Origin of the sequence: Halocatena pleomorpha, assembly GCF_003862495.1 — an archaeon.
Classification (GTDB): domain Archaea; phylum Halobacteriota; class Halobacteria; order Halobacteriales; family Haloarculaceae; genus Halocatena; species Halocatena pleomorpha.
The window spans coordinates 86,517-112,342 of sequence record NZ_RRCH01000028.1 but is presented as its reverse complement, the minus strand read 5'-3'; the positions used below and the strand labels follow the sequence as shown (position 1 = coordinate 112,342).

21 protein-coding genes and 1 pseudogene are annotated in these 25,826 nt (G+C 54.8%); 11 read left to right on the top strand and 11 right to left on the bottom strand.

The window, feature by feature from the left end:
• Positions 1-4: 4 nt before the first annotated feature.
• Entirely contained in the window at positions 5-2,086 is a 2,082-nt protein-coding gene (locus tag EIK79_RS12530) for a carboxypeptidase-like regulatory domain-containing protein (protein ID WP_124955450.1), read from the bottom strand.
• 228 nt (positions 2,087-2,314) lie between these two features.
• On the opposite strand from EIK79_RS12530, the gene EIK79_RS12525 reads away from it, so the two are divergent.
• The 3 genes from EIK79_RS12525 to EIK79_RS12515 are packed head-to-tail and all read left to right on the top strand — an operon-like array spanning position 2,315 to position 5,143.
• Positions 2,315-3,799: a DUF58 domain-containing protein gene (locus EIK79_RS12525; protein ID WP_124955449.1), complete on the top strand. Its 1,485-nt coding sequence runs from the start codon at positions 2,315-2,317 to the stop codon at positions 3,797-3,799.
• Positions 3,800-3,801: 2 nt separating this feature from the next.
• On the top strand, positions 3,802-4,257 hold the full coding sequence (locus tag EIK79_RS12520) for a hypothetical protein (RefSeq protein WP_124955448.1): 456 nt from the start codon (positions 3,802-3,804) through the stop codon (positions 4,255-4,257).
• Positions 4,250-5,143, top strand: coding sequence for a hypothetical protein (locus tag EIK79_RS12515; RefSeq protein WP_124955447.1), 894 nt, complete (start codon positions 4,250-4,252; stop codon positions 5,141-5,143). Before EIK79_RS12520 ends, EIK79_RS12515 begins: the two co-directional genes overlap by 8 nt.
• A gap of 45 nt (positions 5,144-5,188) precedes the next feature.
• Here the strand turns inward: EIK79_RS12515 and EIK79_RS12510 are convergent, their stop codons facing one another.
• On the bottom strand, positions 5,189-5,713 hold the full coding sequence (locus EIK79_RS12510; protein ID WP_124955446.1) for a metal-dependent hydrolase: 525 nt from the start codon (positions 5,711-5,713) through the stop codon (positions 5,189-5,191).
• A 124-nt stretch (positions 5,714-5,837) separates the two neighbouring features.
• Here EIK79_RS12510 and EIK79_RS12505 point away from each other — a divergent pair, with 124 nt between their 5' ends.
• From EIK79_RS12505 to EIK79_RS12495, 3 genes are all read left to right on the top strand, one after another.
• Positions 5,838-6,113: a hypothetical protein gene (locus tag EIK79_RS12505; RefSeq protein ID WP_124955445.1), complete on the top strand. Its 276-nt coding sequence runs from the start codon at positions 5,838-5,840 to the stop codon at positions 6,111-6,113.
• A gap of 26 nt (positions 6,114-6,139) precedes the next feature.
• Positions 6,140-7,198 carry a DUF4350 domain-containing protein gene (locus EIK79_RS12500; protein WP_233738145.1) on the top strand — a complete coding sequence of 353 codons (1,059 nt, stop codon included), beginning with the start codon at positions 6,140-6,142 and terminating at the stop codon, positions 7,196-7,198.
• 67 nt (positions 7,199-7,265) lie between these two features.
• Positions 7,266-8,282, top strand: coding sequence for an AAA family ATPase (locus EIK79_RS12495; protein ID WP_124955443.1), 1,017 nt, complete (start codon positions 7,266-7,268; stop codon positions 8,280-8,282).
• A 141-nt stretch (positions 8,283-8,423) separates the two neighbouring features.
• On the opposite strand, the gene EIK79_RS12490 is transcribed toward EIK79_RS12495, so the two are convergent.
• The gene (locus tag EIK79_RS12490) at positions 8,424-9,620 is read right to left on the bottom strand and encodes a Cdc6/Cdc18 family protein (RefSeq protein WP_124955442.1); all 1,197 of its coding nucleotides are present in this window, start codon (positions 9,618-9,620) and stop codon (positions 8,424-8,426) included.
• A gap of 1,138 nt (positions 9,621-10,758) precedes the next feature.
• Here EIK79_RS12490 and EIK79_RS12485 point away from each other — a divergent pair.
• Together EIK79_RS12485 and EIK79_RS12480 are read left to right on the top strand one after the other, a co-directional pair.
• Positions 10,759-11,010 (top strand): hypothetical protein, encoded by a 252-nt coding sequence (locus tag EIK79_RS12485; RefSeq protein ID WP_124955441.1) that lies wholly within the window; start codon positions 10,759-10,761, stop codon positions 11,008-11,010.
• Positions 11,011-11,254: 244 nt separating this feature from the next.
• Complete coding sequence (locus EIK79_RS12480) at positions 11,255-11,494, top strand: hypothetical protein (RefSeq protein ID WP_124955440.1); 240 nt, start codon at positions 11,255-11,257, stop codon at positions 11,492-11,494.
• Positions 11,495-11,803: 309 nt separating this feature from the next.
• Here EIK79_RS12480 and EIK79_RS12475 read toward each other — a convergent pair.
• Positions 11,804-12,407, bottom strand: a pseudogene (locus EIK79_RS12475) (IS6 family transposase).
• Positions 12,408-13,366: 959 nt separating this feature from the next.
• Between EIK79_RS12475 and EIK79_RS12470 the strand changes: the two are divergent.
• Complete coding sequence (locus EIK79_RS12470) at positions 13,367-14,473, top strand: Gfo/Idh/MocA family protein (protein WP_124955439.1); 1,107 nt, start codon at positions 13,367-13,369, stop codon at positions 14,471-14,473.
• Positions 14,474-15,226: a hydroxypyruvate isomerase family protein gene (locus tag EIK79_RS12465; protein ID WP_124955438.1), complete on the top strand. Its 753-nt coding sequence runs from the start codon at positions 14,474-14,476 to the stop codon at positions 15,224-15,226.
• Positions 15,227-15,340: 114 nt separating this feature from the next.
• On the opposite strand, the gene EIK79_RS12460 is transcribed toward EIK79_RS12465, so the two are convergent.
• The 7 genes from EIK79_RS12460 to EIK79_RS12430 all read right to left on the bottom strand — a co-directional run bounded on the left by EIK79_RS12460 (position 15,341) and on the right by EIK79_RS12430 (position 22,006).
• Positions 15,341-15,586: a hypothetical protein gene (locus tag EIK79_RS12460; protein WP_124955437.1), complete on the bottom strand. Its 246-nt coding sequence runs from the start codon at positions 15,584-15,586 to the stop codon at positions 15,341-15,343.
• A 21-nt stretch (positions 15,587-15,607) separates the two neighbouring features.
• On the bottom strand, positions 15,608-16,693 hold the full coding sequence (locus EIK79_RS12455) for an ABC transporter ATP-binding protein (protein WP_124955436.1): 1,086 nt from the start codon (positions 16,691-16,693) through the stop codon (positions 15,608-15,610).
• Positions 16,693-17,757 (bottom strand): ABC transporter ATP-binding protein, encoded by a 1,065-nt coding sequence (locus EIK79_RS12450; protein WP_124955435.1) that lies wholly within the window; start codon positions 17,755-17,757, stop codon positions 16,693-16,695. The genes EIK79_RS12455 and EIK79_RS12450 overlap by 1 nt, the downstream gene beginning before the upstream one ends.
• A gap of 73 nt (positions 17,758-17,830) precedes the next feature.
• Positions 17,831-18,829, bottom strand: coding sequence for an ABC transporter permease (locus EIK79_RS12445; RefSeq protein ID WP_124955434.1), 999 nt, complete (start codon positions 18,827-18,829; stop codon positions 17,831-17,833).
• The gene (locus EIK79_RS12440; RefSeq protein WP_185715621.1) at positions 18,822-19,841 is read right to left on the bottom strand and encodes an ABC transporter permease; all 1,020 of its coding nucleotides are present in this window, start codon (positions 19,839-19,841) and stop codon (positions 18,822-18,824) included. The genes EIK79_RS12445 and EIK79_RS12440 overlap by 8 nt, the downstream gene beginning before the upstream one ends.
• Positions 19,842-19,893: 52 nt before the next feature.
• Complete coding sequence (locus EIK79_RS12435; RefSeq protein WP_124955433.1) at positions 19,894-21,672, bottom strand: ABC transporter substrate-binding protein; 1,779 nt, start codon at positions 21,670-21,672, stop codon at positions 19,894-19,896.
• Positions 21,673-21,778: 106 nt separating this feature from the next.
• Positions 21,779-22,006 carry a hypothetical protein gene (locus tag EIK79_RS12430; protein ID WP_221621748.1) on the bottom strand — a complete coding sequence of 76 codons (228 nt, stop codon included), beginning with the start codon at positions 22,004-22,006 and terminating at the stop codon, positions 21,779-21,781.
• Positions 22,007-22,137: 131 nt separating this feature from the next.
• Here EIK79_RS12430 and EIK79_RS12425 point away from each other — a divergent pair, with 131 nt between their 5' ends.
• A complete protein-coding gene (locus EIK79_RS12425; protein WP_124955432.1) occupies positions 22,138-24,999 on the top strand; it encodes a glycosyl hydrolase 115 family protein in 2,862 nt (953 codons plus the stop codon).
• Positions 25,000-25,826 lie beyond the last annotated feature (827 nt).

The window sequence follows — 25,826 nt, the reverse complement described above, 5'->3', positions numbered from 1 at the left end:
ACGACTAGTCTGGCTCTTGTTCATCGTCGACCAACGAACTGACGGCACCAATGGCGGTCGTCGCGGTTCCGCCACTTACCTGCTCCGCAGCGAATGCGGCTTTCTCGTACAGTTCAGTAACGTCTCCGATCGTCGCGAGCGTTTCGTCTGTGAGTTTGGCTTCCCGGCACGCGTTATAGAATTCCCAATGAGTAGACGCGGTCTCGGGAACCACTCCGCCGAACCGGTCTCGTGTCGCTGCATACCCCATCTTAATGGCAGTTTCGAACTCACCAGCATCGAGTGCCGAACGGGCGCGATCAAGAAATATCGGCGCAGTCGGTGACGATAATGCATCGACGGACTCGTCAGAAACCGTCGTCACAACACCGTCGGTACTCGCTTGAGTATATTCATCCGTATCGTTGCCGCCCCGGGTATTCGAGCGCCAGAGGAAAAATCCGCCGAGCATGGTGAGCGTAATTGCGCCAATCCCTAGCAGCCACTTGCGCAATTTCTGACTCAAGAGGCCAGTATCGTGGACATCGACCGTGATCACGGTTGATGCACGGGCTGATTTCACGCTCTTTTTATGACCGTTGAACCGCGCTACGAGGGTCATCTTACCGTCTTCAGAGACGGCACGTGATGGGTTGTCGAATGAGACACGATACGTTCCATTTTTGTCCGTTTGTGCAGAGGCGACCTTCGTTCCGTTAGCGAAGAAGAAAATTGGCTGGTTTGGGAGCGATGTGCCATCCCGGGTTCGGAGTCGGCCGGAGAGGCTTGCGTTTTGCGTTCCGCCGGTCGTTTCCGTAAGCGTGAGCTCTGTCGGAGTAGCGGCAACGGTGATAGGTGCCGTCGCATTTTTAGCGGTGAGCGCTCGGTTGCTGAACGGGAATGCGATATGGAGTTGGTGTTTCCCCGCGGACACATTAGCTGGGAGCGGTGGGGCAACGGAAAATGAACCGTTCGGCGCAGTGCGTGTCGTCCCGAGTCGTTCATCACCGATATAAACGGCGACCGGTACGTCGCGTGCGACGATTCCCTCCGCACGAACGTGCCCGGACACCGACGTTGTATGGTTGTATCGTGTCCATTTGGTGCGATCGGAAATCGAAATCGTCCCCGAATCCTGAGAGATGTTCACCGAGACCGTTGTATTCGATCCAAGATAGATCGAACTATTTTGTGGAGCATATTCGATGCGCAGAGCATGGGAACCGAGTGTCAAGACGGACGGTCGAGCAGTGAGCGTAAAATTACCGCTCTCGTCCGTTCGATTCGAGACACGTTTCGATCGATTTCCACCCAGTTGTAGCCTAATCGACTGATTTTCTATCCCAGTTCCGTTCTCATCGGTGAGTCGACCGGTGAGTTGAATCGGATCGAGAAACGATGCCTCGTGTGAATCGAGAGACACCGTCAAGTTCGTATGATCAAACTCTTTTTCACGTACTGAGGCCTGTTGCTGGGAGATATTTCGTGTGATATTCTGAATTCGTCGTTTTTCGCTAACAGTGCTGACGTTTGTGCTGTCCGAGAGTTGATTGTAGTCCGTCGTTACGTTGCCGCTCGATCGGTTGATCCCTTTTGCTAAGCGATCGAGTTCGTGAGCGATCCGACGAGCTCTTTTATCGTTTCCGTGCTGTTTCGCCCGCTGATAACGATCATGGAGCTTCCGATACCGCTGAGCCTTCGAAACGTATGTTCGCTGGCTCTGCTGCGTATTTTTCAGAGTTTTTGCCAGCTTGTCGTCGTGCGTTCCGTCCGTGTTCTCTGACACATCGACGTATTTGCTCAGCAGGTCGTCGTACCGATTTCCTAACACCGAATGGGCTTTCTCGTATTGTCCTTTCTCAAGTTTGATAGTACTTCCAGTGAGTCGTGATGAGAGCCGACTGGCCAGCCATTTTTGAAGGCTCGAAAGGTCGCCATTCGACTGGATAGCATCGGGATTTTCCTGCTGTATCGTGGAATTGTTTCGCGCAAGTGGTGTCGATTCTATCTTCTCCGTCGAGTTGATGGTCGATGTATCGGCCGGCGACAGCGCCACGACTGAAACGGGCAGTATCGTCGCTACGAGGAGAAAAACGAGGAGAGACATAGAGGCAACGGACTGTGTCACAATTATATCGTCTCTTCCCCTTCCTAAAAACATCTTTCTTATTTGTACGATTCATTATATTATTTTTCATAATATTTGCAGAGAACCACGCCTATGATTAGTGTGGATTTTTTCAATCCAAAGATCGCTGAACGAGTTAAAAGCTGGAGAGGAATTTTCAAACTTAAGACAATACATTAAATTGGTTAGAAGATAGTCGTCAATACCATGGAAGTGAAGCAAAGATACAAATCAGGAGTGATCCTTGGGTGTTTGCTTGCTTGTGGAGCGTGGTTATTCAACCAACCGTTGCTGCTCATCGGTGCGACCGGAATCGCTGCGTCACTTCTCGTCCATCAGTATCGGTTTATGCGCGATGTGTTGACGGCGACAGACAAATTGACGCTCACCCAGTCAATCACCCCTTCGCACGTGACAACTGACAAAGAGACGTCTGTCGCCCTACGAGCGACTCTGCCGGAAACGACACCGCTTGCCGTGACAGTCGAACCGCAACCACCGGTAACAGCGACTGGTCTTGACCCAGATGAACATCGACTGACGCTCGTGGATGAGAAAGAGACTGCGACAACGACGTTCTCACTTCGGTGGCCGATCGCAGGGAAATTCGAATGCTCCTCGCCGATGGTCACGCTCACCGATCGAGCAGGACTCTTCCGCTCACAGGTGTCGATGGGACCATCAACTACTGTCACTGTCGTTCCGCGACAACCACGAACTCTGCACGTGGGTGTGAGTGGGACTAGCACACCGACTATGTTCGGAGAGCGTAGAACGGGCGAATGTGGTGTCGGTCTCGATCCAGCTGAGACCCGGCAGTATCTTCCAGGCGACACGCTTCGACAAGTCGATTGGAAGGCAACAGCTCGTACCGGAAGTCCTCACGTGCACGAATTCCATGCCGAAATTGATCTTTCGACCGCGCTCGTCGTTGATCATCGCCTATCGATGGCGACCGGCACCACGGGAGAAACCAAACTTGACTGTCTCCGGCAGGTTGCGCTCACGTACGCTGACCATGCACAAATGAAAACCGAGCCTCTTTCCTTGTACACCGTCGGTGACAACGGCGTAACGACCGCACTCGGAATGGAATCAAATACGCGCCACTACACTCACGTGGAGACAATCCTTCACGATCTCGATCCAACGGATAATCGGGAACAGCCAACCGATCAGACAGGAGCAAATCAACTACGAACACGCCACGAGAACCACACACGGCGATTACCTGACACGCGCTCGATGGCGGCTGCGCTACGGACTGATGCTTCGTCGTTCGGACGGACCCTACTGCCATACGTGGCTGAGCCAAGGGGATACGTCCAACAAATCCAGGACGACCCCCTTTTCGAGACGGTCCGAACCTATCTTGGTGGCAATTCCGGATCGGTCATCACTGTCCTCCTCACTGATGACACGCACCGAACAGAAGTTCGAGAGGCTGTCAGAACGGTACGCCGCCATTCCGAACATGTGCTCGTGTTTCTCACGCCGACGATACTATTCGAACGTGGTGGGCTAGAAACTATTGAAACAGCGTACGACAGCTACGTCGAATTCGAGGAGTTTCGGCGGAATCTTGCTTACATCGATGGCGTATCGGCATTCGAAGTGGCACCTGCTGATCGAATTGAAGCGGTTCTCGCCGCAACCCAGCAGACGAGCACAGCACCAGCGGGAGGACGGTAACGATGCGGTACGAGCAACCGACGCGGCTCGATGGCGTCGGCGCACTTCTCGTCGCGGTACTTGTCACTGTCACAACGGGAGTACCCGGTCTCATCGCTGGTACTGCGGTTCTCATCGCGTGGTACACGGTGCCGACGCTGTACACGTTCGCGTTCGGACACCTAGTAGTTGGGGCGCTTGCCGAGAACATTGCTACTCCGTACCTTGTCGTGTTGGAACTCGGCCTCCTTGCCATCCTCGTCGGGCCAGCACTCACGCTTGCCGCGTCGCGTTGGCGAGCAATCGTTACGAGCGTCGTTGCGATCGTATTTGGTGGGGGTGTGCTCGCGCTCGCACGGGGGAACGGTCATCTCTGGTCGGCACTCGGAGTCGTTGGCCTCATATTCGCTATTGGCTCGTACGGATTGCACCGGTACGAACACGTTGCGCTCGGACTGTCAGAGAACACCTATGAGTAACACTGCAACCCCATGGACCACGGATAGAGATGATGAAACAGCGGCGGCATCAGACTCTACTTCGGAGGCCGACCTCGCCGCCCGACTCGAACTGCTCATGGAAGAAAACAGGCGGTTACGCGACGATATTCGCCGCGCCCGACAGTCACGGTATCGGCGTACGGCACTCGCGATGGCTGGCCTCGGAGCGGTAGTCGGCGGTTTGGGAGTGCTCTTTCCCTCCTCACAGGCCGTCTTCTTTGCACTCGCTGGAACAGGGTTGTTCGGGGCGATTCTCATCTACTTCCTAACACCGGAGCAGTTCGTCTCGGCAACGGTTGGCGAGCGAATGTATGCTGCACACGCCGAACTTGGCGCTGAACTCATCGATTCGCTCGGGTTGTCCGAGACGATCATCTATCTCCCCACCGGTAATACGGCGGGAGCCGATGCGGGTGTCCGCATTTTCGTTCCCCACCACCGCAACCACGACCTGCCGTCGCCAGATGACGCGGCTACATTGTTCGTTGCGACGGCCAACGAGCGACACCGAGGCGTCGCCGTTCCACCGACAGGCGCTGGCTTGTTTCGGGAGTTTGAGTCGATGGTCGACGATCCGGCAGACGATCTCCCTGAGCTCGCCGATCGACTCGCGGACGCACTCGTTGAGGGGTTTGAGCTTGTTGGGAGCGCAACGCCGGACGTGGACAAAACGAATGGCCGCGTGAGTATCGGCGTTAGTGACAGTCGATACGGCGCAGTTGACCGCTTTGACCACCCCGTCGCGTCGTTCATCGCAGTCGGAGTCGTACGATGGGCAGAACGACCAGTCACGCTTGAAAGTACGACGGGCAAGGACGAGCGCGTCGACTATCTCGTAAGCTGTTCGCTAGAGTCTGAAGAGTGATGTGTCGTGCTACTGCTCCGCCACGTGTTCTTGTGTCGTAGTCGGCTACCACTCACGGAGTTTGGAAGCTCCGGGGGCACCATCGGCAATCCAGACGATAAACGCTACTCCTGCGAGCACAAGCTGAAAGAGGTCGAACGGCGTTGGGCCGAGGTTCGCGAAGTGAGCGGAGAAGCTATTAGGTGTCTCAGACGACGGCAATGGAAGCACCGGCCACAGTAGGAAACTCACAGCCTCAAACCGTCCCTGCACAAGCGGACTCACTGCGTCCATCGCGAGGTGGCTTAGGTATCCGATGGCGAGCGCACCCAATGGTGTTCGTATTTTGTACCGTCGAGTGACAATCCGGAAAATGCCAAAAAGGAGTGTGGCAGTCAACAGCGAATGCGTCAGCGTGCGTCCAGACGGGAGGATGGCAAACGTCCAGGCAAGTGGCTTGTCGACCAGATCAGGAAACTGTGTTCCGAACGCGACGGTCACAGCGCCGAGTGCTGTGGGAGAGCGACAGTTTGCTCGACACCAAAGTGAGTAAAGGAGATAGCCGGCGGCGAGATGTCCCCATGGCCACATAGTACCTTGTTTCTCGGACAGGCTGTTAGACACTTCGGCTTGAGTGACCGGCTCGAAGCCACCAGATGTGGCGAGTGCCCAAGATCGATACTTTAGTAAACTCGCTTTTTGTGTGGGTATATAGATGATAACTCAACAACGTCAACGGTTAATCTACGTACAAATTTCGTGGATGCTCGTATCCATTCTCGTATTAGCGGCTTTGCAGTCTCTCTCTCTGGAGTTGTTTTTCGTCCTCTCGTTCATCGGATTGCTCGTTCTCGTCGAACTCACCGCCCCGTTCAATGTGACGCCGGCGTGGCAGCGAAGGCTGAAGTGGTTCATTCTGGTTGGGTTTGTCGTCTTCACTATCATCGTCGTTCGCCGAATTCTGGCGATTCTGCCATCGGGGGTGTTCTAAGCGTGAAGCGATCAACCGACTATTCGATGCCAACGGTTGTCCTTGGCGGGTTCACTCTCCTGATCGTAGTGAGTCTCCTCTTTGCAGCATCGACATCAGGTGCCACATTTGGTATATATAATGATGCATGGGATGGGACGAGCAATCTCCGTAGCGTCACGGAAGGCACCGGAGCGAATCCACAAGTCGCCCACGAGACGACTGCCTATTCGCAGGTCAACCCAAACGATACCGTTGGGATTATTCTCTCACCCGATGAGACGTATTCCACTGCCGACCGAGTTCGTCTGCAACGATTTATTCGGCGTGGTGGAACGCTTCTCGTCGCGGGTGATTACAGGACGCAGACGAATCATCTACTCTCGATGCTCGGAACCGATGCCCGTCTCGACGGTCGTCCAATCCGAGACGAGCGTCGCCACTACCGCTCTCCAGCCATGCCAATTGCGGACAACGTCTCGAACCAGTCGCTTGTCTCGAACGTTTCAGCGCTCACGCTCAATCACGGCACGGTAGTGTCGCCACGAGGTGCGACCGTTCTCGTTGACACGTCCGAGTACGGTTATCTCGATGTAAATCAGAATCAAAAACTCGACGACGACGAAACGATTTCTTCGATGCCTGTCGCCACCGTCGAACAGATCGGTGCAGGACGAGTATTCGTCGTTAGTGATCCGAGCGTCTTGATCAACACCATGCTGGACCGACCGGGAAACCGGGCGTTTGTCCGGGCAGTCATCGGTAATCACGGAACGGTGGTGCTCGATTACTCACACACGTCCCAAATACCACCCCTCAAACTCGCCGTCTTGATCATTCGAGAGTCGGCACTGTGGCAACTTCTCGTTGGGTGTGGATGTCTTTCACTCATCCTTCTGTGGACACAGCGACCAAGTGGCGTCACTCAACGGTGGAACGCGCTCATGGCCCGGTGTAGTGACCAGCCACCGGATCGAGTAGACGGGCAGTTCTCCTCAATGTCTGAATCAGCGATGGTTTCCTATCTACAAGAGCAACACCCCAACTGGGATGCTGTGCGTATCCAACGTATCGTCACGGCGTACCGTGAAGAACGATCCAAGTAACTAGTAGTATTATTTTCATCTCTTTAACCATTGATTTATCCGTATTGGCGCTGAAGCCCTGGTAAGGATGAATCCCCAAGAAGTCTACTCTGCGCTCACAGAGGAGATGAACACGATCCTCATTGGTAATGACAATATTATCGAAGGAATCACTGCCTCGCTGTTCACGCGAGGCCATATTCTTCTTGAAGGGGTTCCCGGCGTCGCCAAAACGACGATTGCAAACGCATTCGCGCACGCGATCGGATTTGAGTTCAATCGGATTCAGATGACGCCTGATCTACTCCCAGCGGATATTACAGGCTCTCACGTCTATCGAGAAGGGACCGGTGATTTCAGCCTCCAACGGGGACCGATTTTCACGAATTTGCTCGTTGCCGATGAAATCAACCGTGCGACACCGAAAACACAGAGTGCGCTGCTCGAAGGAATGCAGGAAAGGACCGTCACGATCGAAGGAGACACGCTTTCATTGCCGACGCCGTTTATGGTAATTGCTACACAGAATCCTATCGAGATGGAAGGCACGTACGAACTTCCCGAAGCTCAACGCGACCGATTCCAGTGCAAACTCATCGTTGACGTTCCTTCTGATGAGGATGAGATACGGCTCATAGACCGCTTTAACGAGACACCGGGCCTCAATCCAGCAGACCTCTCCCAGGTCGTCACCGTCAGGGATATTCTGGCTGCTCGTGAACAAGTGCGAACCGTTCACGTTGCGGAGTCCATCAAGTCCTACGTCCAATCGCTCGTGAGTGCGTCTCGAACACATCAAGATCTCGTCTACGGCGGATCACCTCGTGCGACGCTAGCTCTGCTCCACACTTCGAAAGCACGGGCGGCAATCCATGGACGGAACTACGTGATTCCCGATGACGTGAAAGCGTTGGCCCTCCCGGTGCTTCGACACCGGCTAGTGTTGAGCACTGAAGCAGAGTTGAGTGACCGCTTGCCAGTTGATATCATTCGTGATCTCTTGGACACCGTCACCCCACCGGGTGGTGTAACTGTCGGCAATAGCGAATACGGAGACGCAATCGACACCGATGTCGAACCTACGAAGCCATCCAACACCGACTGAAAATCTGAATCACAGATGCCCACAGACCACGGTCTTCGCTACTGACTGAAAGAATATGAGACGAGTCTTCTCGGTAGTCGGTACTCTCTCTAGGCGTATGCCCAACAGCGGAACTAACACTTACTGGCGAAGGCACACCCACTAGCTGGCATCGTTGAGTGCCTCAACGACGATGTCGGGATCACGAAGTAGCCGATGCACCATGTAGCTTCCCTCACCATATCCACCACCCGTGTGCTCACTCTCGGTGATACCCAAGAAACCTTGTTCTCGAAGAAGCTTAGATACTCGATCGTAGCTGAGCGGCTGTTTCCCTTCTTCAGCAGCAGCTCTCTTATACCAATCGTAGACCGTTGAAGTTCTGAACTGGTCTCGATCTTGTGCCTTCGTTAGTGATGCTAGCGCTGCCAAGACCAGCTTCACCTGCGGTGGCTGTCCGGAAACTAGCTCTTTAAATCGATTCGCTTCTGCCTTCTTTAAGGCTTCATCAACGAAATCATTGGTGACTGTGCTAGCGCCCGCCTTTTCTGCGAGACGGCCAGCCTCATACAGCGTGTCAACGGCCTTTCTAGCGTCGCCATGCTCTTGTGCTGACGAAGCAGCTATCTTTGGAATCACGGACTTCTCCAAGACACCCTCTTTAAACGCGTCTTTACGATTCGTAAGAATATTCCGGAGCTGGTGAGCATCATATGGATCGAATACGAGGTCGTTTTCCTGAAGACTTGAATCAACACGCTCGCTGAACCGTTTTCGGTATTCGATCTTGTTGCTGATGCAAATAACTCCGATATTTGTTTTCGATTTTCCGGATTCCTTAGCGCGTGATACACTGCGGAGAATCTCATCGTTCTCCAGTTTGTCAATTTCATCAAGGATAACGACAAAAGAGTCAATGTCGTATTCAGAGAGCAGTTCCCATGTTATATCACGGTAATCGGCGGCCCCAATACCAATCCGTGGGATTGATTTGTCCGCATGGAGCTGTTCTTCCAGACCACGGGCCATCTCACGACTAGCTTTGGCCTCTGTCTGATAGTCAGAGCAATCGACATAGCAGTACTGGAACGAATGTCCGTTATCCTGCGCTCGTTTCACAGCCCCCCGGGTCACACACCTCGCAACGAGTGATTTTCCCGTACCTGTCTTTCCGTAGATAATGCATGTTTCTGGTGGCCCTCCTTGTATCGCGGGGCCGAGCGCACCACCAACCTCACGGACCTCATCATCTCTCCCAACGATTCGGCTTAGTTTAGGAACGTACCCGACACGCACAAGCTCCCGGTTTGAGAAAATATCTCCTGTTTGATATATATTGTCGGTTAATCCATCATCCATATCATGGCATGAATACAAGACCAGATAAATCTTCCTCACCTCATACCGAGTGAATTCGGATATTTTGATGATAGAGACAACATAGACCTGTTTCAGACTGCTTTATAGGCTATAACACGATAACTCACCCACACCCCATACCGAGTGAAGATCGTACAGAAGCGGCGACGATTGATCAGACACACACCTCGCACCGAGTGAAGATCAAAACAAAGGAGCGAAGCGATCGATAATCTTCTCCCTACACCTCATACCGAGTGAACCCGAATATTCCAGCGGCAAATGCGTCGAGAGTCAGATTTAGACTGCTTTATAAGCTATAACGCTGTATCTCACCCACACCTCATACCGAGTGAAGACCCAAACGAGAGGACAGGCGGTTCACCAGACACACACCTCGCACCGAGTGAAGATCAAAATAAGGGAACGAAGCGATCGTTCAGAGACGGCTAGCTACCTCCAAAAACCACTCAAAACCATATTAGGAATTCATCCAAGCCTGCTGTAGCAGGCTATTAAAGGGCGCGGCTTGGAAGCCGCGCCCTTTGAGCGGACTACGTCCGCCCTTCGGGACGTTCCGTCCTTCGGACGGAACGCCCCTCCGGGGCGCGCCCGCAAAGCGGCCGCGCCTCTGGTGACAACAGACTACGGTTGTGGTTTCCTAATGCATCCTAATAAAGGTACCGATTAGATAAGTATGCACACGATAGAACGTCTACTGCTTACGATTTTACTACCACAAAGATCCTCCTCGCGTTACCACCGGAGCGATGAAAGACAGCTTCGGAACCAGCCGAGGTGAGTCGGTTCGAGAGCAACTCTTCTGATTAGTCCGGCTTGTTGAGGTGTGTCGTCAGGACAGTATCGTCGTCACGTCGCTTTCCTCACAGATGGGGACCCGTGGACACCCACCACAGTCAGAACCGCACGGGCCCTTGTGTCGGTGAACCACCTCGGGGGTCAAGCCTCAAGCCACTCATCTTGCTCATCTGTATTTTGATAGGCACTGACGACGACGGCTATCTCGTCCCCGACATCGAGGAGTTCCTGCAGGTACAGTGTCGCCCAGAGCACCGGGATCAGTCGGCGGACTCTCTCGCGGATCCTCGTCAGCCGACGAGTCTTTCTCGCTGGAACGGTGGGCACAGTCGCCGGTGCTGGTGTCCTCTCCAGTGCAAGCGCTCCTACACAGGCAGCCTCGGAGGCGATCGGAAACGAGCAATGGACACACCCAGCAGGAAACACAGCTTATAACGCACGTTTCGCAACCGATATCGGACCAACAGGGGAGATCACGAAAGCATGGAAAGAGGGGCTCGGCGGGTGGCACGAGCGCGATTCCGTCTGCGTCGTCGACGGGACAGTGTACGCCGCTGGCGATGGGTTGTAGGCGCTTGATTCAGCCGACGGAACCATTCACTGGGAGTTCAGCCGAGGTGCCTGACAGAGTCCCAGAGTCGATGGGCTCCGATGTTCAGAGCCCGACAGTAATGGATGGTGTCGTATTTGCTCCCGTTCGCTTCAATATTTTTGATGATGATAACCCATCGCATGCAGCTATGGTCGCTGTGAACGCAGCCACTGGGGAACGATTGTAGCGGATCGACGCGCCGGTAGGAGCCGAATTCTCCGATGTGACAGCGGTTGGTGGGACCATCTACACGACAGGCCCAGACCTCGACGGCGGCGAGGATCGATTCGTGTACGCACTCGATCCCGTTGATGAACCAGTGCGCTGTCTCGCCCGAGAACAGTCATGGCAGCATTGGCTTCAGCGAGGCAGCGGTTTCGCATATTGGACCGCTTGCGTGACGGCCGCGAACTCCTCACGACAGTCACGAACGAATTCGACTCTTCTTTCGCAGTTCTCCTGATTCTTTTTTCGGTCTCCCTCACGCGGTGAGCGCACAGTGCAGTGCTCACTCGACGAGCTCGTGCAAGGCGGTCGGTTGGTGATAATAGTGGATGTAGTTCCACGCACGCAACCACCGGAGTCGGTCATCCCCTTGATGCCCATACATTCATTATTATTTATAATTAAATTAATACTGTAGTGAATAAGAGCGGACATATCATCAACGGAGTGCTCATCGGCATTGGGGTCGGCGTGCTCCTCTCTCCGACGGGAGACAAGTGGATGGTTCACTCGGCACAGTCTAGTTTAGCACCTCGTCGACCGGCGTTCATCCGTCGAGCGATTGGTGCGGTCTGAGATGGTTGCAGTAATGCGCAAATAATGCAAGCCACTGGCGAACGCTCCGCCGACTGCCCACCCACATTATGGAAGCGGCCGACCCGCATCTTAAGCGTATGAAACCATTTCTCAATGAGGTTTCGCTCGGTGTAGTCGACCTGGCCGCTCAACCCGAGTCGAGAGAGGGCAGTCCGATAGCCGAACTGATCGACGAGAAACACTGTGTCTGAAAGATCGTGTTTCTCGTCGAGGCCAGACAGAAACGCAGCTGCTGGATCGGTGCTGTCCAAACAACGCCACATCGAGAATTAACTTTGTGTCGAGGTATATTGCAGCGTACAACCAAGACCACTCGCCGTTGATCTTGACAGCGGTTTCGTCGACCGCGACCCGCGACGGCGAAGCGTCGGCGGGTCGGGAACGCTGTCAGCAATCCGATGTACCTAGTTACAGACCGCTCCGTGAGAGCGTTCGACGCCGAATTCAGCCAGAATCGAAGTTGTCTCTCTGAGCGAATAACCGGTCGCGTGGAGCCGGACGGCGAACGCCTGAAAGGGCGAGGCTTTCGCCTCGGATTTTCCGTAAACGGCCAAATCTCTGCAGTTCGCTATTATGAATTCTGAATTTTTGTCATATAACCGCGATTTAATACAGCAAGACGAGTTTCAAATCAGTTACTGCCGTAGTTTCTAATACCTCCACCCTTTCAATTCTGATTGTCTTCCCCACGTGAATTCTCCACCAACCACGTGGACGAAAAGATACGTGGGGTGAACCGTGACGATGACAGTTTTGACATATAAATTACTGCAACCATCTCGTATGTAATAGACATCAGATAGGAAACTATTCCGGTAGTGGATCAAGGAAACGAACAACTCACTGGCTGATCTCAACAAACAATCTACGCCATTAATCCCCACTGCGTTAAGGAACACCGAAACGGGCACCAGCAAAAGTGCCGCAACCCATGAGTTGATACCACCTCTCGCCTAATCACGTCCATACCATGGCGTTACCTCCGTCCGACGGATACCATCACTCCCGATCAGTTTCGTCGCCCCCGCACTGTCAGCCCCGAGCATCATTCTGATTAGCCCTTTCAGAATGAAGTACATCGAGTACAATCCAAAAACAAGCGTGATCAGCTGGGTGATGTTGATTCCAGCCGTCTAGGTAGGTTTTCGACGATAGTGATATGACAGTTGACTTATTTCATGATAAACGCCCATCACACAAGGGATACTTCTGAGTCATCGAACTGTTGGAAAGCGACGCACGATTCGACCGGACTGCAGCGGGATCCGTTGTACGCGATCGCGCACCCCACGGACTGGCGGTCATCGTAACACCCCCGACCAGACTAAGTGTCGACCCACGGAGGCAGTAGATCGGTCGGGTCTCCTTCCAGTTTCCTCTATCAGCAGTTGACTGGTCAAAAACGTAGACGTTCCGAGCCACCGCGATCCGTATATCGGGGACGAATCCACGACACTGATACGGTACATCACGACAGGGTAATTATTATACGTGCCCTCTACTATCAAAACACATGTGTTACCGAGTCGCTGTTATCGGTACTGGCACAGAACCGGACAACCCCGATGAAGACGGCTACGCGATGGCATACCATCACGCTACAGCCTACGAGAACCATCCCGAGTGCGATCTCATCGCGTGTGCGGACATCGTCCGCGAGAATGCTGAGACGTTCGCCGAGGCGTTCGACATCGACAACAGAAACGTTTTCGAGGCGTACGATGAACTGTTCGAGGCAGTCAACCCCGACATCATCTCCCTGTGTGTGCCGCCAGCAGTCCACGCTCGAATCGCGATCGACTGCATTCGGTCGGGCGTCGTTGAGGCGATTCACTGTGAGAAGCCGATGGCCGACAGTTACGGTGGAGCACACCTGATGGCTCAGGAGGCACGTCGTCACGACGTTCAGTTGACGTTCAACCATCAGCGGCGGTTCAGTGACGCAGTCAGAACGGCAAAGGAGTTGCTCGACAGCGGTGCGATCGGTGACCTAGAGCGGATCGAGTTCGCGTCCCCGGCCGGTATCTTCGATTACGGATCTCATTCCTTCGACCTCTGTAACTACTTCAACGACGAAGTGCCCGGCGACTGGGCACTCGGTCAGATCGAATACAGCGAGGAGAACATCCTCTTCGGTTCGCACAACGAGAATCAGGCTGTCGTTCTTTGGGAGTATGAGAACGGCGTTAGTGGTCTCGGAACGAGCGACTGCACCGACGGTAGGGGTCCGGCAGGCGTCGTCAGTTGCCACCATCGTCTGGTTGGTAGCCGCGGCACGATCGAACTCGGTCCCTCCACTAAGGACGGAGAGGAGTTACCGACGTTGCGAATCCGCCGTGCTGGTGACGAGGAGTGGAAATCGGTCGAGACCGATGACGGCCTGCACAGTTGGGAATTCATCGACCGCGCCATCGCTGAGAACGTTCGCTGTCTCGAAGCTGCGGAGAAACCGGAACTCTGCGCTGAGAATGCGCTGAACGCGACCGAGTTGATCTTCGCCACGTGGGAGTCCGCCCGCCGACGGGGTCGCGTCGACCTCCCGCTGAGCATCGACGACAATCCACTCGAAGCGATGGTCGAATCCGGCGCACTGACACCCGTGCCGACGGAGGGCGAATAAATGCCGAACATCTCCGTTTGCGTAGAGATGGTGTACGACGACGAGCCGTTCCACGAGCGAATTACGCGGGCCGCCGAGGCAGGCGCTGACGCCGTCGAGTTCTGGGACTGGCGGGAGAAGAACCTCGATGACATCGAGAACGCTGCCGCCGATGCGGATATTCCGATCGTCGGCTGCGTCGCGGGCGGGACACTCACCGATCCCAGCGTAGCCGACGACGCCGTCGAGACCGTTCGAGAGTCGATCGAAATGGCCGCCTCCCTCGGGATGCTCTCACTCATCGTGACGACTGGACCGAACCAGGACGGACTGGACCGGACCACACAGCACAATTCAGTCGTTGACATCCTCTCGCGGGTCGCGCCCGACGCCGAAGCAGCAGGCGTGACGCTCGTTCTGGAGCCGCTGAATACGACGGTCGATCATCCAGGGTACTACCTCGAAACGTCTGAGGAAGGATACGAGATCATCGACACCGTCGACTCACCGAACGTTCGCCTGCTCTATGATGTTTATCACCAACAGATCACAGAGGGCAACGTCATCCAGAACATTACCGAGCACATCGATAGTATTGGTCACATTCACGTAGCTGACGTTCCTGGTCGGCACGAACCGGGAACCGGTAAACTCGATTATGAGAATATCTTTGAGGCGATTGAGGCGACGGAGTACGACGGCTACGTTGGCTGTGAATTCTCGCCTACTAGCGACGCCGACGAGGCGATGGCTACGGTACTGAACTGGTGCTGACGGGAGCGTACTGACGACTGATGGGCTGACGAGGGACGCCATCGACACCCTTGACAGTCGAACGCCCGGCATCGACCGTCGCCGGGGACTCGACTTTCCTGTTCCAATCAGCTCTTACGAACCGTACTGGTACCAGAGGCGATACATGACGTATCCGGCGATGGATGTAGCGAGGAGTGAGACACCCCACAGGCCAAGCACTCCGGCCATCGTTCCTTCGAAGACGAACATACCGGCGAGAAGCAACGCGATTCCGACGCCGGTCGATAGCCATAATCCCTGCCCCCCCGGAAGAGTCATAGATCGATACCGTTCGGCGTTCGATGCTTGAGACGGTTCCGTATCAGTGGTATCAGCCATGCTGTTTCGTCTAAACGATTCTTATGAGGAGTCAACCGATGACCCGGACGTTATTTCGGGACTGTTCCAGTACTCGTGCTGTTCGTCCGCTCGGAAGCACCGAGCGTAGTTCGTTTCCTCATCGTCGATGTAGATCCGTTCTGGATGCTGGCGTTGGCACACCTCGCGGGCTTCTGGACAACGTGGATGGAAGTGACACCCTGACGGAAGATCTGTCGGATCTGGGACATCTATTTTCCGTAACGGGAACGTCGCATCACCCCCGTCGTCGTAAAGGTTTGCCGTCGCCCATTGGAGCGCCTTCGTGTACGGATGTTGTGGGTTTTCCATGATTTCATCTACAGATCCGATCTCAACGATCTCGCCGAGATACATCACAGCGATGCGTCCACCTGACTTTTCTGCTATGTATCTCGCATTCGAGAGATCATGTGAGATAAATAGATACGAGGTCTGGAACAGTTCCTGTAACTCCAGCATGAGATCCATCATTTCGACTCGCAAGGATACATCGAGTGCACTGATCGCTTCGTCAGCGAGGATAACATCGGGATTCAACAGTAGCGCCCGAACGAGAACCGCACGCTGGGTTTCTCCCCCACTCAGTTGGTGAGGATACCGGTTCAGGTAATCGTCGGGCGGTGACATCCCGACCTGTTCGAACAGCGTATGAATGCGTTCTACTCGTTCCTCACGACTGAGATCGGGATACCACTGTTTCAGGGGAATCATCAACGAAGTACGGAGTCGCTGATTTGGGTTGAGCGCACTGCCGGGATCTTGATGGATAATCTGGAGTGCGGACCGGATCTCATCGAAGGGAATCGAAGCGGAACCCGCGTCGTTTCGGGCCTTCCAGATGTCCTGTCCGCGGTAGCGCACTGTTCCGCTGGTCGGCTGTTGAGCACCGATTGCCGTCTTGCCGAGCGTTGATTTTCCACAGCCGCTCTCACCGATGAGCGTGAGCGTTTCCTGTTCACCGAGGGTGAGGGACACGTCGTTGACTGCTCTGACCGTCTCGGAGTCGCTGAAAATATCGAATAGGCCTCCACCGTCGGTGAACGCAACGGAAACATCGTCGATCGAAAGCATCGGTTCGGAGGACATCAGTTATCTCGCCCCTCAGTCGCAGTGGTTCTCCCAGACGATGGACGTTCATCAGGGGCGGCACTGATCGGCACGGCATCCGGGGCGTCGTCGTAGTAGAAACATGCTGATTCGTGAGCGTCACGGACTGTCATCATCGGCGGCTCTTCGGATCGACACCGATCATCGGCTATCGGACACCGGGGGCTGTATGAGCATCCCGAGATCCGATCGACCGGGTCTGGCTTGCTCCCCTTGATGATGCTCATTTCGTCAACCGGGACGTTCAGATCCGGTGTCGCATCAAGGAGTGCACGCGTGTATGGGTGTGAAGCGTTGTACAACAGTTCGTCCGTCGTTCCGATCTCGGTGAGGTTGAACGCGTACATGACGGCAATGCGGTCGGCAAGCGTTGTCAACAGCGGGAGGTCGTGGGTGATAAACACAAGTGTCAGATCGTATTCCGTCTGCAGTTCATCCAAGAGCGTGACGATCGATCGCTGCATCAGCAGGTCTAGGGCGGCTGTCGGTTCGTCGAGAACGAGTAAGTCCGGTTCGAGGAGCAGACTCAGCGCGATGAGTGCGCGCTGTTTCATGCCGCCGGAGAGTTCGTGAGCGTAGGAGTCGAGGATTCGGTCCGGATCGAGATACACGCTTTCTAAGAGTTCGTGCGCTCGGTCCATCCCGGCGGGGATATCACGGCCGTGATCTTGCAGGGTCTCTCTGAACTGTGTGCGGATCTTCGTAACGGGATTGAACGAACTCATCGCCCCCTGAAACACCATGGCGACTTCTTCCCAGCGAAATCGATCCAGCTCGGAGTCAGACAGCTCTAAAACGGAAACCGGTGCTCCGTCCTCCGGGTGGTACATGACCTTACCGGTCGAGACGCCGGGATCGATGACGGCGTTGAGAAACGACGACGCGAGCATGGACTTCCCACTTCCGCTTTCGCCGATGATACCGAGCGTCTCGTTGCGAGCAACGTCAAGGTTGACATCGCGCACGACGTGTGACTGTCCACGATCCATCTGAAACGTGACGTCGAGATTCGAGACCTCGACGATCGTGTCTGTGTTACTCATTCGTTGTGTTGTCGTAGTGGCTTGTCGATCACAGTGTTAGTACCGCTACTGGTAGTTTTCTCGGTCGATCGGATCATGAGTCTGAGTCCCCCTCGTCGATCGTTGCGGAGTGGCGCGCTCTAAGCCGGACGTTGAACACGCTATCCATCCCCTGTGAGAACAACACGAGTCCGAACGACATCAGGAAGATCGTCAATAACGGGAAGGCAAGAAAATGGTACATGCTTGGGCGGTTGAGTGCGTTCCCCTCGTACGCGATGTTCATCATGACGCCCCAGTTGAACGTCGTGAACGGAAGGATACCAAGGAAGTACAGCCCGACGGACTCGAAGATGATACGTCGAGACGCCAGCGCCGAGTTCACCGTTATGTACGGCATCAGTTGAGCGATCACGTCCCGGCGGAGAATCGTCCCTGTCGAGATGCCCATGATCCGTGATGCTTCGACGTAGGATTCCTCACGGATGCTCAGTACTTGCGAACGCACGGTTCTCGCTAACCCAGGCCAGTTGTCCAGCCCCAGGAGAACGCCGATCACGTACGGATTTCCTGGTTGGAAGATGGCGACGAGAACGATTACCAGCGGAAGGCCCGGAATAGTGATAATGATGTCCGTTATCATCATCAGTATCGTATCAAGCGTCGAACCGCGGCGAAACCCCGAAAGAACGCCGACTAGCGCCGCAACGCCGACGCTCACGACCGCTCCAGCGAACACCATCCGGAACATATCCGGCGTCGCATGAATGAGTTGTGCCCCGATCGGTTGCCCGAAGGTATCCGTCCCAAGAACGTAGCTCGGGTTCTGGAACGGTGGTTCGAGAACCGGCGCGTCACCGCTGGTGGGCTTGTCGACCAGCCACACACCGACTGTTCCCATCAGGACGAACATGAGGATGATCGCCGTTCCCACGATCGCTCGCCAGTCGGTCATTGCGACTCGGAACGGCGCAGCGACGTACAGATCGAACTGCCGCTTGAGGCGCTGCGTCTGTGGAACCGTTTCGCGATCAGTATCAGCGTCGAAGAGGTCACCGAGTCCGTCCGAATCGTCGGACCGTTCGCTACTCATCGGTGCCTCCAGAGGAGATTCGGGGATCAATGAATCCGTACGTCAGATCCGCGATCAAGATCGCAACGATCGTTACGAGGGTGAACACGATGAGCGATCCCATGAGCACGGGGTAGTTTCGCACCTGAATGGCGTCGTACACTAACAACCCGACGCCGGGATAGGAGAAGATCTGCTCGACAATGACGGAGCTACTGAGTACTCCGGCGATTCCGATCATGAACTGCGTGTACATCGGCAGGATGGCGTTTCGCCCTACGTACTGAGTCGCGATACGGGAGTTGCGAAGTCCGCGTAGCTTTGCGACGCGCAAGTAATCTTCCCCGAGCACGCGAACAGCGTTACCCCGCATTGTCAACGCCGTTCCGAGTCCGAGAATACTCATCGATAGTACCGGTAATGCGGCGTGATACGCGATGCTCTGCATGAACAGTATATTGAACCCTTCTTCAACGCCAAGGCCAACTCGACCACCTGTTGGGAAAATCTCATTTCGAATGCTGAAGAAGAAAATAAGCAAGATACCTGCGACGTAATACGGCGTGGAGTTGAGACCAATCACGACGATAGATGAGATCGAGTCGAATCGAGATTTTTCTTTGAAGGCCATCACGGCACCAAGTACGATGCTTACAGTGTATCCGATTACCATGGCATAGACGCTGATGAGCATAGACCACGGAATTCGTTCGGCGAGCAGCGATGTCACGGACGCGTCCTCATACAGCGACTCACCGAGATCCTGCTCGAGAAAAACACTGCTCATGTACTGTATGTACTGTTTGTACATCGGTGCATCGCTCTGTAGATTCGTATACTGTGCGACTAACCGTTCAACCCGGGCCGGATCAATCGTGTTGCCAGTGCCCATCTGTTGTTGCAGAATAACGTTTCGGAGGGCTTCAGTCGGTCCGCCTGGCATCATCCGATACAGGACGAACGTGAGCGTCACCGTTACAAAAAACGTCAGCGCTGCCTGTGCAACCCGTTTTGCGAGATAATCCGTTCTCATGGCCGATCCTTAGGTAAATTCGTCGTTTTCATGGATGAAAATTTATGAATTTCTACTTAGCCGAGATCAATCCACTCGTCAAGGCCCATGGGCCGGGATTCGGCCGATCAAGCCGGGTTTCGTCCGGATTTGGGAAGCTGAAGTTGCTGACATCGCCACCGAAACCCCGATTCTCCTGCATGTGTATGATCGATGGCAGGTCGAAGTTGACCCACCGAACGAGTTTCCGGGTGATCGTTTTCGTCTCCTCTGCGGACGATGCGGCGTTCAGGTCGTTCATGAGCTGTGCGGGATTGATTTGAACGCCGTTGCTCCCGACTGTTTCTGCACCGACCTCTTTGGGGATCTCAGTCGAGAACGGCACACCAGTCGGCCCGGTATCGGTACCGCTGTCCGGATCTCCAGCGAGGATTCCATAGAAGTTGTTCGAGAAGTAGGCCGTCGGATGCCAGAACGGCAGCGCAACATGCCAGATCCAGGCGATATCGAATTCCCACTCTTGGAGTTTCGAGTAGTAGTCTTGACCGATCGCGTTCATGTTCGTCTCCATGCCAAACTCGTTCAGTTGATCGCTGAACACCTTCGTCGGCTGGGACTGGGAGACGGCTGATTGGGTGATGATGTCGAAAGAGATGGCTGTGCCGTCCGGACTGACCCACGTTCCATCGGTCATCGAATAGTTCGCGTCTTCCATGTGCGTGCGTGCTCTCTCTTTGTCGGCTTTAACCGGATACTGGATGAGTTGATCGGTGAACCCTTTCCCAAGATACATGTCCTCGATGGTTTCTCGGATTCCCGTCTGGACCTGAGTTGGGGACGCGAGCATTCCGGTCTGGGTTGCTGCGTTGACGATCGATGGGATATCGATCGCTGCGATGATCGCCCGTCGGACTGATCGGTTCCCGAGATGTTCGTTGTTCCAGTTTAGAATGTACTTTTGACAGTTGTAGTGGCTCAGTTTGTAGACGTTTTCGAGATTATCGGGGTACTCCGAGCGCTGATTTTCGGTGATGTACTGCGTCATGTCGAGTTCGTTGCTCTTTTCGAGTTGCTCGACTTGGGTTCCGGATTCGACGTTCGGCAGCACGCGGAGTTCCTCGATGTTCGTCCGATCCGACCACGGATGATCGTCTTGCTTTACAGCGAGTGTCTCGGAGGAGTTGAAATCCTCGATTTTGAACAATGAACTGCCGAGTCCCTCCTCGACGAACGTCTCCGTCGAGATAGTCATCTTGAGGAGGTCGTCGGTGACGGCCTGCCGCTCACTCTTGGTAGTTGCGTCCCGATACCGTTCGAGATATTTCCGAAAGACCGATTTTGGTGCTGCCATCCCGTAACCGGCGTTCAGTTTCGCAACGGTCGGTGAGACTTCGTTCTTGTACGTTCGACGGACGGTGTAGTCATCGATCAGTTCGTGGCTTTTGATAGGTGATCCCTCCGGGTCTTGGTATCGGTCGATTTCTGCCTCGACCAGATAATCCTCGGCGGTGATGTCGTCGCCGTTCCAGTAACCCCAGTCCGTCGGGAACTTGATCGTGACTTCCGCTCCATCGACGCTCAGTTTCTCGAAGAAACTCGAAGAAACCGATCCGTCACCGTGTGCAGAAGTGGTATGCTGAATCCAGTAGATACTGTACGTTTGGGCGTAGTTCGATGGATTCCACGGATTGAAATGAACCTCCGTCGGTGGACGCCCGCCCTCGAATGCCGTGGCGAATGTGGATGTTTCACTGCCGCTATCACCCAGACAACCAGCGAGTGCTGTCGTAAGCGCTGCGCCGCTAGCCCCGATAAATGTACGTCTACTCAGATGACGATGATCCTTGTTCATCTTCCCCACAGGCTATCCATATATTCCACACTCATATATATTTTGGCAACGACAATTATAACGGGATATTTCCAGTTGGGTTTCAGCTTCACGATATGGGGTGTACTCACTCGTTTTTCCCGGTGCAGTGGTGCATCATCCCGAACGAAAATGAGCCAATCACGACCAGCGTTACGAGTTGTAGTACCGTGATAACGTACGTGCCAGTTCCGCTCTCGATGATCGTCAACGCAGTTCCCAAAATGAGTACCGACAGCACTGAAACCATGAACAGGAGGCGAAACTGCTGACGGAATCGACACAGCACGTCGATAAACGTTTCTTCTGACATCATACCAGTGGTTCACGTTCATCCATGACAAAGGTTACTGTGTGAACGAACTGGCCGATCGTAATTCTCGAATGTTGACAGCGGCCCTGCCGTGACTTTTTTATCCCTTCGTATCAAGTGCGATATTAATCGCTATGATAACCGACGCTCTGTCAGACGGCAACGTTCCGATCGTGGCTGGAGACACCATCGCTGATATATACGTTGATGAAGATGACCATAAGGTTGCGAACATTGCGACAGCCGATTTTCGTGACGATATCGAACGCGTAACCGGACGTTGCCCGACGATTACCGGCTCGCTTGATGAACTTTCGGGAGCCGCTGTGATCGTCGGGACGATTGGCCACTCTGTGGGTGTCGAGCGGTGTCTGAAGGTGAGCGATGTTGACGCCGGAACGCTGGCGGACGAACGGGAGTGCTTCGTCATCGAGACGGTTGCTATCGAGACGGTCGACGGACCACTTTCGAACGTCGAGTCGTGTGTACTGATCGCCGGGAACGACCGCCGAGGGACGGCCTACGGCGTGTACGAGCTGTCAAAACAGATCGGTGTCTCGCCCTGGTACTGGTGGGCGGACGTTTCGATTGCGGAGCGCGACGCGGTCGTCGTCGAGTCGGGGACGTACAGCTTTGGACCTCCATCGGTACCCTATCGAGGAATCTTTCTCAATGACGAGGATTTCGGGTTACGTCCGTGGGCATCGGAGACGTTCGCTCCCGAAGAAGCCGAGGACCGACCCGGAATCGGGCCGACGACCTACGCTCAGATTTTCGAACTGCTGTTGCGTCTCAAGGCGAACACCATCTGGCCAGCGATGCACCCCGGTACCAAGGCGTTTTACCAGTACCCCAAGAACCCGACCGTCGCCGAAAAGTACGCGATCATCGTCGGAACGTCACACTGTGAACCGTTGCACAGAAACAACGTCGACGAGTGGGACGATCCGCCGAGTGACTGGAACTATGCGACGAACCGCGAACAGATTCTAGCATACTGGCGCTCTCGTGTCGAATCCGTAGCGGACCACGAGAACATCTTCACCCTTGGAATGCGCGGGATCCACGACTCCGGTATGGCGGGCGGAGACACCCGAGCAGAGCGGGTCGAGTTGCTCCAACGAGTGATCGACGATCAGCGGCGACTGCTAGCCGATGTTCACGATCGACCCGTCGAGGAGATACCGCAGGTGTTCTGTCCGTACAAGGAGGCCCTCGACGTGTATCGCGGTGGTCTCGACGTTCCCGAAGACGTCTGTCTGCTGTGGTCGGACGACAATCATGGCTACGTTCGAACGCTTCCGACTGACGCCGAGCGAACCCGCAAGGGAGGGTCTGGGATGTACTATCATCTTTCCTACTGGGGTCGACCTCACGATTATCTCTGGTTGTCGAGCGTCCCACTTGGCCTCGTCCGGACCGAACTGGTGAAAGCGTATGATGCGGGCGCTCGTGAGTGCTGGATAATAAACGTCGGCGACATCAAGCCGACTGAAACCGAACTGGAGTTCGCCCTCGACCTCGCGTGGAACGTCGAGGCTACCCGGTCCGTTTCGAGCGACGAGTGGCTACGGGATTGGGCAGGTCGCGAGTTTGGGAGCGCTCATGCCGACGATATCGCTGAGATCGTTGCTGAATATTATCGGCTGGCGCTCGCCCGAAAGCCCGAACACATGGGCTGGTCGAGGGTGTACCCGGATACAGGTCCGGATGAACCAGCGTTCAGTTTCGTGCGAGAAGGTGATGAAGCACGTCGGCGGATCAACGCGTTCGAACGCCTCGTAGAACTGGCTGAGTCTGTGTCTGAGACACTCCCACTGGAGCGCCAACCAAGCTTCTATCAATTGGTTCTGTATCAGGTACGCTGTGCCGCGTGGATGTCGAAAAAGTATCTTCATGCTGCTCGAAGCCGTCTGTACGCTGCACAAGGTCGTACGACAGCAAATTGCTACGCCACCTTGGCCGAGCGCGCCCACCGTCGAATCGAATCGGAGACACAGTACTACAACGAAGACCTGTGTGGGGGCAAGTGGGAGGGGATGCAGTCACATCAGCCACGCGAATTACCCGTGTTCGACGCTCCCGCCACGGCGCGCGTAACGCCACGAACGGGGGCTGCACTCGGCGTCGCCGCAGAGGGTCACTTCGAGCCGGTTCGCGGTGACGAGCGCACACCGCCGTCGTTGCCGACGTTCGATCCCGATAGCGATCCCGAACGCTTTATCGACGTTTTTACTCGCGGCGAGGATCCGGTTGACTGGTCTGTGAAGACCGATGTGGAGTGGATCGAGATCGAGACAACCAACGGAACCGTTGCGGGAGAACGCCGACTGTGGGTCGGGATAAATTGGGATACTGCCCCGAATCAGCACACGAGTGGTGAGGTAACGATCGATGGCGGCGGCATCGAAAAGACTGTTCGCGTCGTAGTAGCCTCGCCGTCCACCGATTCTCGTGGTTCGTTTTTGGAGACGAACGGAACCGTCGCAATCGAGGCGGAGCACTACAGTCGGGCTCACGACGGCGATCGAAGCGCCTGGGACCGGTGTGATGTGCCGGGACGCGTTTCAGGATCGACTATCGCCGTTGCCCCCTCGACGTTTCCGAGCTATAGTCCGGACAGCGATGCTGTACCACTGTTAGAATACGACATTGAGGTATCAACGGTCGGCTCGGTCGATGTCGAGGTGCAGTGCGTTCCGACACAGCCACTCAACGAACGACGATCGCTACGGTACGCTATCTCCATCGACGGCGGCGAGAGAGCGGTTGTTTCGATCGATCCCGACGGCGATGAACACGATCCACAGTGGCAACGGAACGTTCTCCGTGGAGCCACGATAACGACAACGACACACGAGATCGAGACGCTTGGGAGCCACACCCTGCAACTCCGAGCATTAGATCCAGGTCTCATCGTGGATCGGATCGTCGTTTACACCGACTGTGACCGTGAGACGTACCTCGGTCCCCGAGAATCCACCGTCAAAACGTGATCGAACTGCACGCCCCTGACCTTGCGTGTCGTGTGCGAACGGGCGTATCGCCATTTTAGACTGCGAGGCGTTTGCCGTACTCGGCCACCAGATCGGTGAGTACGTCTGGTATCTCTCGATAGCTTTGAGAGCCGGGATAGCCGTGTTGTAGCTGACAGGCGAACTGTTAGCGTATTTCCCCGTGGTATCTCCGTCCGGTATGACCAGACGGGCATCGAAACCTGTACGGCTGATGACGGTCCTGCACTCCGATATCGGTCCGCGATGAACGTATTCCGACTGCGAATCCACGTCACGGTTGGAGCGGTACGAGTCACTGTGGTCGGCTCGTAGCTGTCCGATACAACCGGATCCATTGAATTATTTATTATGTTTCAGTGATGGGTCGTAGCGCCGGACGGGATCAGACGAAACGTAGCCCTGAAAGAGTCGTATGAACGGTATTTCGGAACTGAACGATCGCAACCAAATCGTCACGAGACCACCGTTTGCTCATAGCTGCACCCGCAATTCGGTGATGACGGATGAGTCATCACGGAGACGTGATACGCTATGCTTGCCTGCCCCAGAATAGCGATTCGCTCTGATTACAGGCGTACGTCTGTAATTCTATGCTCCTTTGACGACCCATTCCTTCCCACCACCGCCGGAAAACAGTCGTAGTCAGAACTCATTTCCGGGAGAGAGCGAACAGTCCACTTTACAGTAGTGACGAACCGACTCATTTCTCGGTCGACATAACCGGACGCCTCGATCGTACTAAAGACACCATTAGACACGATTTTTTTCAGATAGTCCCTAAACTCCATTCAATGGAGAAGCTGCTT

Bases quoted from the DNA above. Each gene is read 5' to 3' on its own strand.
- EIK79_RS12530 (WP_124955450.1), bottom strand. From the start codon at position 2,086: ATGTCTCTCCTCGTTTTTCTCCTCGTAGCGACGATACTGCCCGTTTCA.
- EIK79_RS12525 (WP_124955449.1), top strand. From the start codon at position 2,315: ATGGAAGTGAAGCAAAGATACAAATCAGGAGTGATCCTTGGGTGTTTG.
- EIK79_RS12520 (WP_124955448.1), top strand. From the start codon at position 3,802: ATGCGGTACGAGCAACCGACGCGGCTCGATGGCGTCGGCGCACTTCTC.
- EIK79_RS12515 (WP_124955447.1), top strand. From the start codon at position 4,250: ATGAGTAACACTGCAACCCCATGGACCACGGATAGAGATGATGAAACA.
- EIK79_RS12510 (WP_124955446.1), bottom strand. From the start codon at position 5,713: ATGTGGCCATGGGGACATCTCGCCGCCGGCTATCTCCTTTACTCACTT.
- EIK79_RS12505 (WP_124955445.1), top strand. From the start codon at position 5,838: ATGATAACTCAACAACGTCAACGGTTAATCTACGTACAAATTTCGTGG.
- EIK79_RS12500 (WP_233738145.1), top strand. From the start codon at position 6,140: ATGCCAACGGTTGTCCTTGGCGGGTTCACTCTCCTGATCGTAGTGAGT.
- EIK79_RS12495 (WP_124955443.1), top strand. From the start codon at position 7,266: ATGAATCCCCAAGAAGTCTACTCTGCGCTCACAGAGGAGATGAACACG.
- EIK79_RS12490 (WP_124955442.1), bottom strand. From the start codon at position 9,620: ATGGATGATGGATTAACCGACAATATATATCAAACAGGAGATATTTTC.
- EIK79_RS12470 (WP_124955439.1), top strand. From the start codon at position 13,367: ATGTGTTACCGAGTCGCTGTTATCGGTACTGGCACAGAACCGGACAAC.
- EIK79_RS12465 (WP_124955438.1), top strand. From the start codon at position 14,474: ATGCCGAACATCTCCGTTTGCGTAGAGATGGTGTACGACGACGAGCCG.
- EIK79_RS12460 (WP_124955437.1), bottom strand. From the start codon at position 15,586: ATGGCTGATACCACTGATACGGAACCGTCTCAAGCATCGAACGCCGAA.
- EIK79_RS12455 (WP_124955436.1), bottom strand. From the start codon at position 16,693: ATGTCCTCCGAACCGATGCTTTCGATCGACGATGTTTCCGTTGCGTTC.
- EIK79_RS12450 (WP_124955435.1), bottom strand. From the start codon at position 17,757: ATGAGTAACACAGACACGATCGTCGAGGTCTCGAATCTCGACGTCACG.
- EIK79_RS12445 (WP_124955434.1), bottom strand. From the start codon at position 18,829: ATGAGTAGCGAACGGTCCGACGATTCGGACGGACTCGGTGACCTCTTC.
- EIK79_RS12440 (WP_185715621.1), bottom strand. From the start codon at position 19,841: ATGAGAACGGATTATCTCGCAAAACGGGTTGCACAGGCAGCGCTGACG.
- EIK79_RS12435 (WP_124955433.1), bottom strand. From the start codon at position 21,672: ATGAACAAGGATCATCGTCATCTGAGTAGACGTACATTTATCGGGGCT.
- EIK79_RS12430 (WP_221621748.1), bottom strand. From the start codon at position 22,006: ATGATGTCAGAAGAAACGTTTATCGACGTGCTGTGTCGATTCCGTCAG.
- EIK79_RS12425 (WP_124955432.1), top strand. From the start codon at position 22,138: ATGATAACCGACGCTCTGTCAGACGGCAACGTTCCGATCGTGGCTGGA.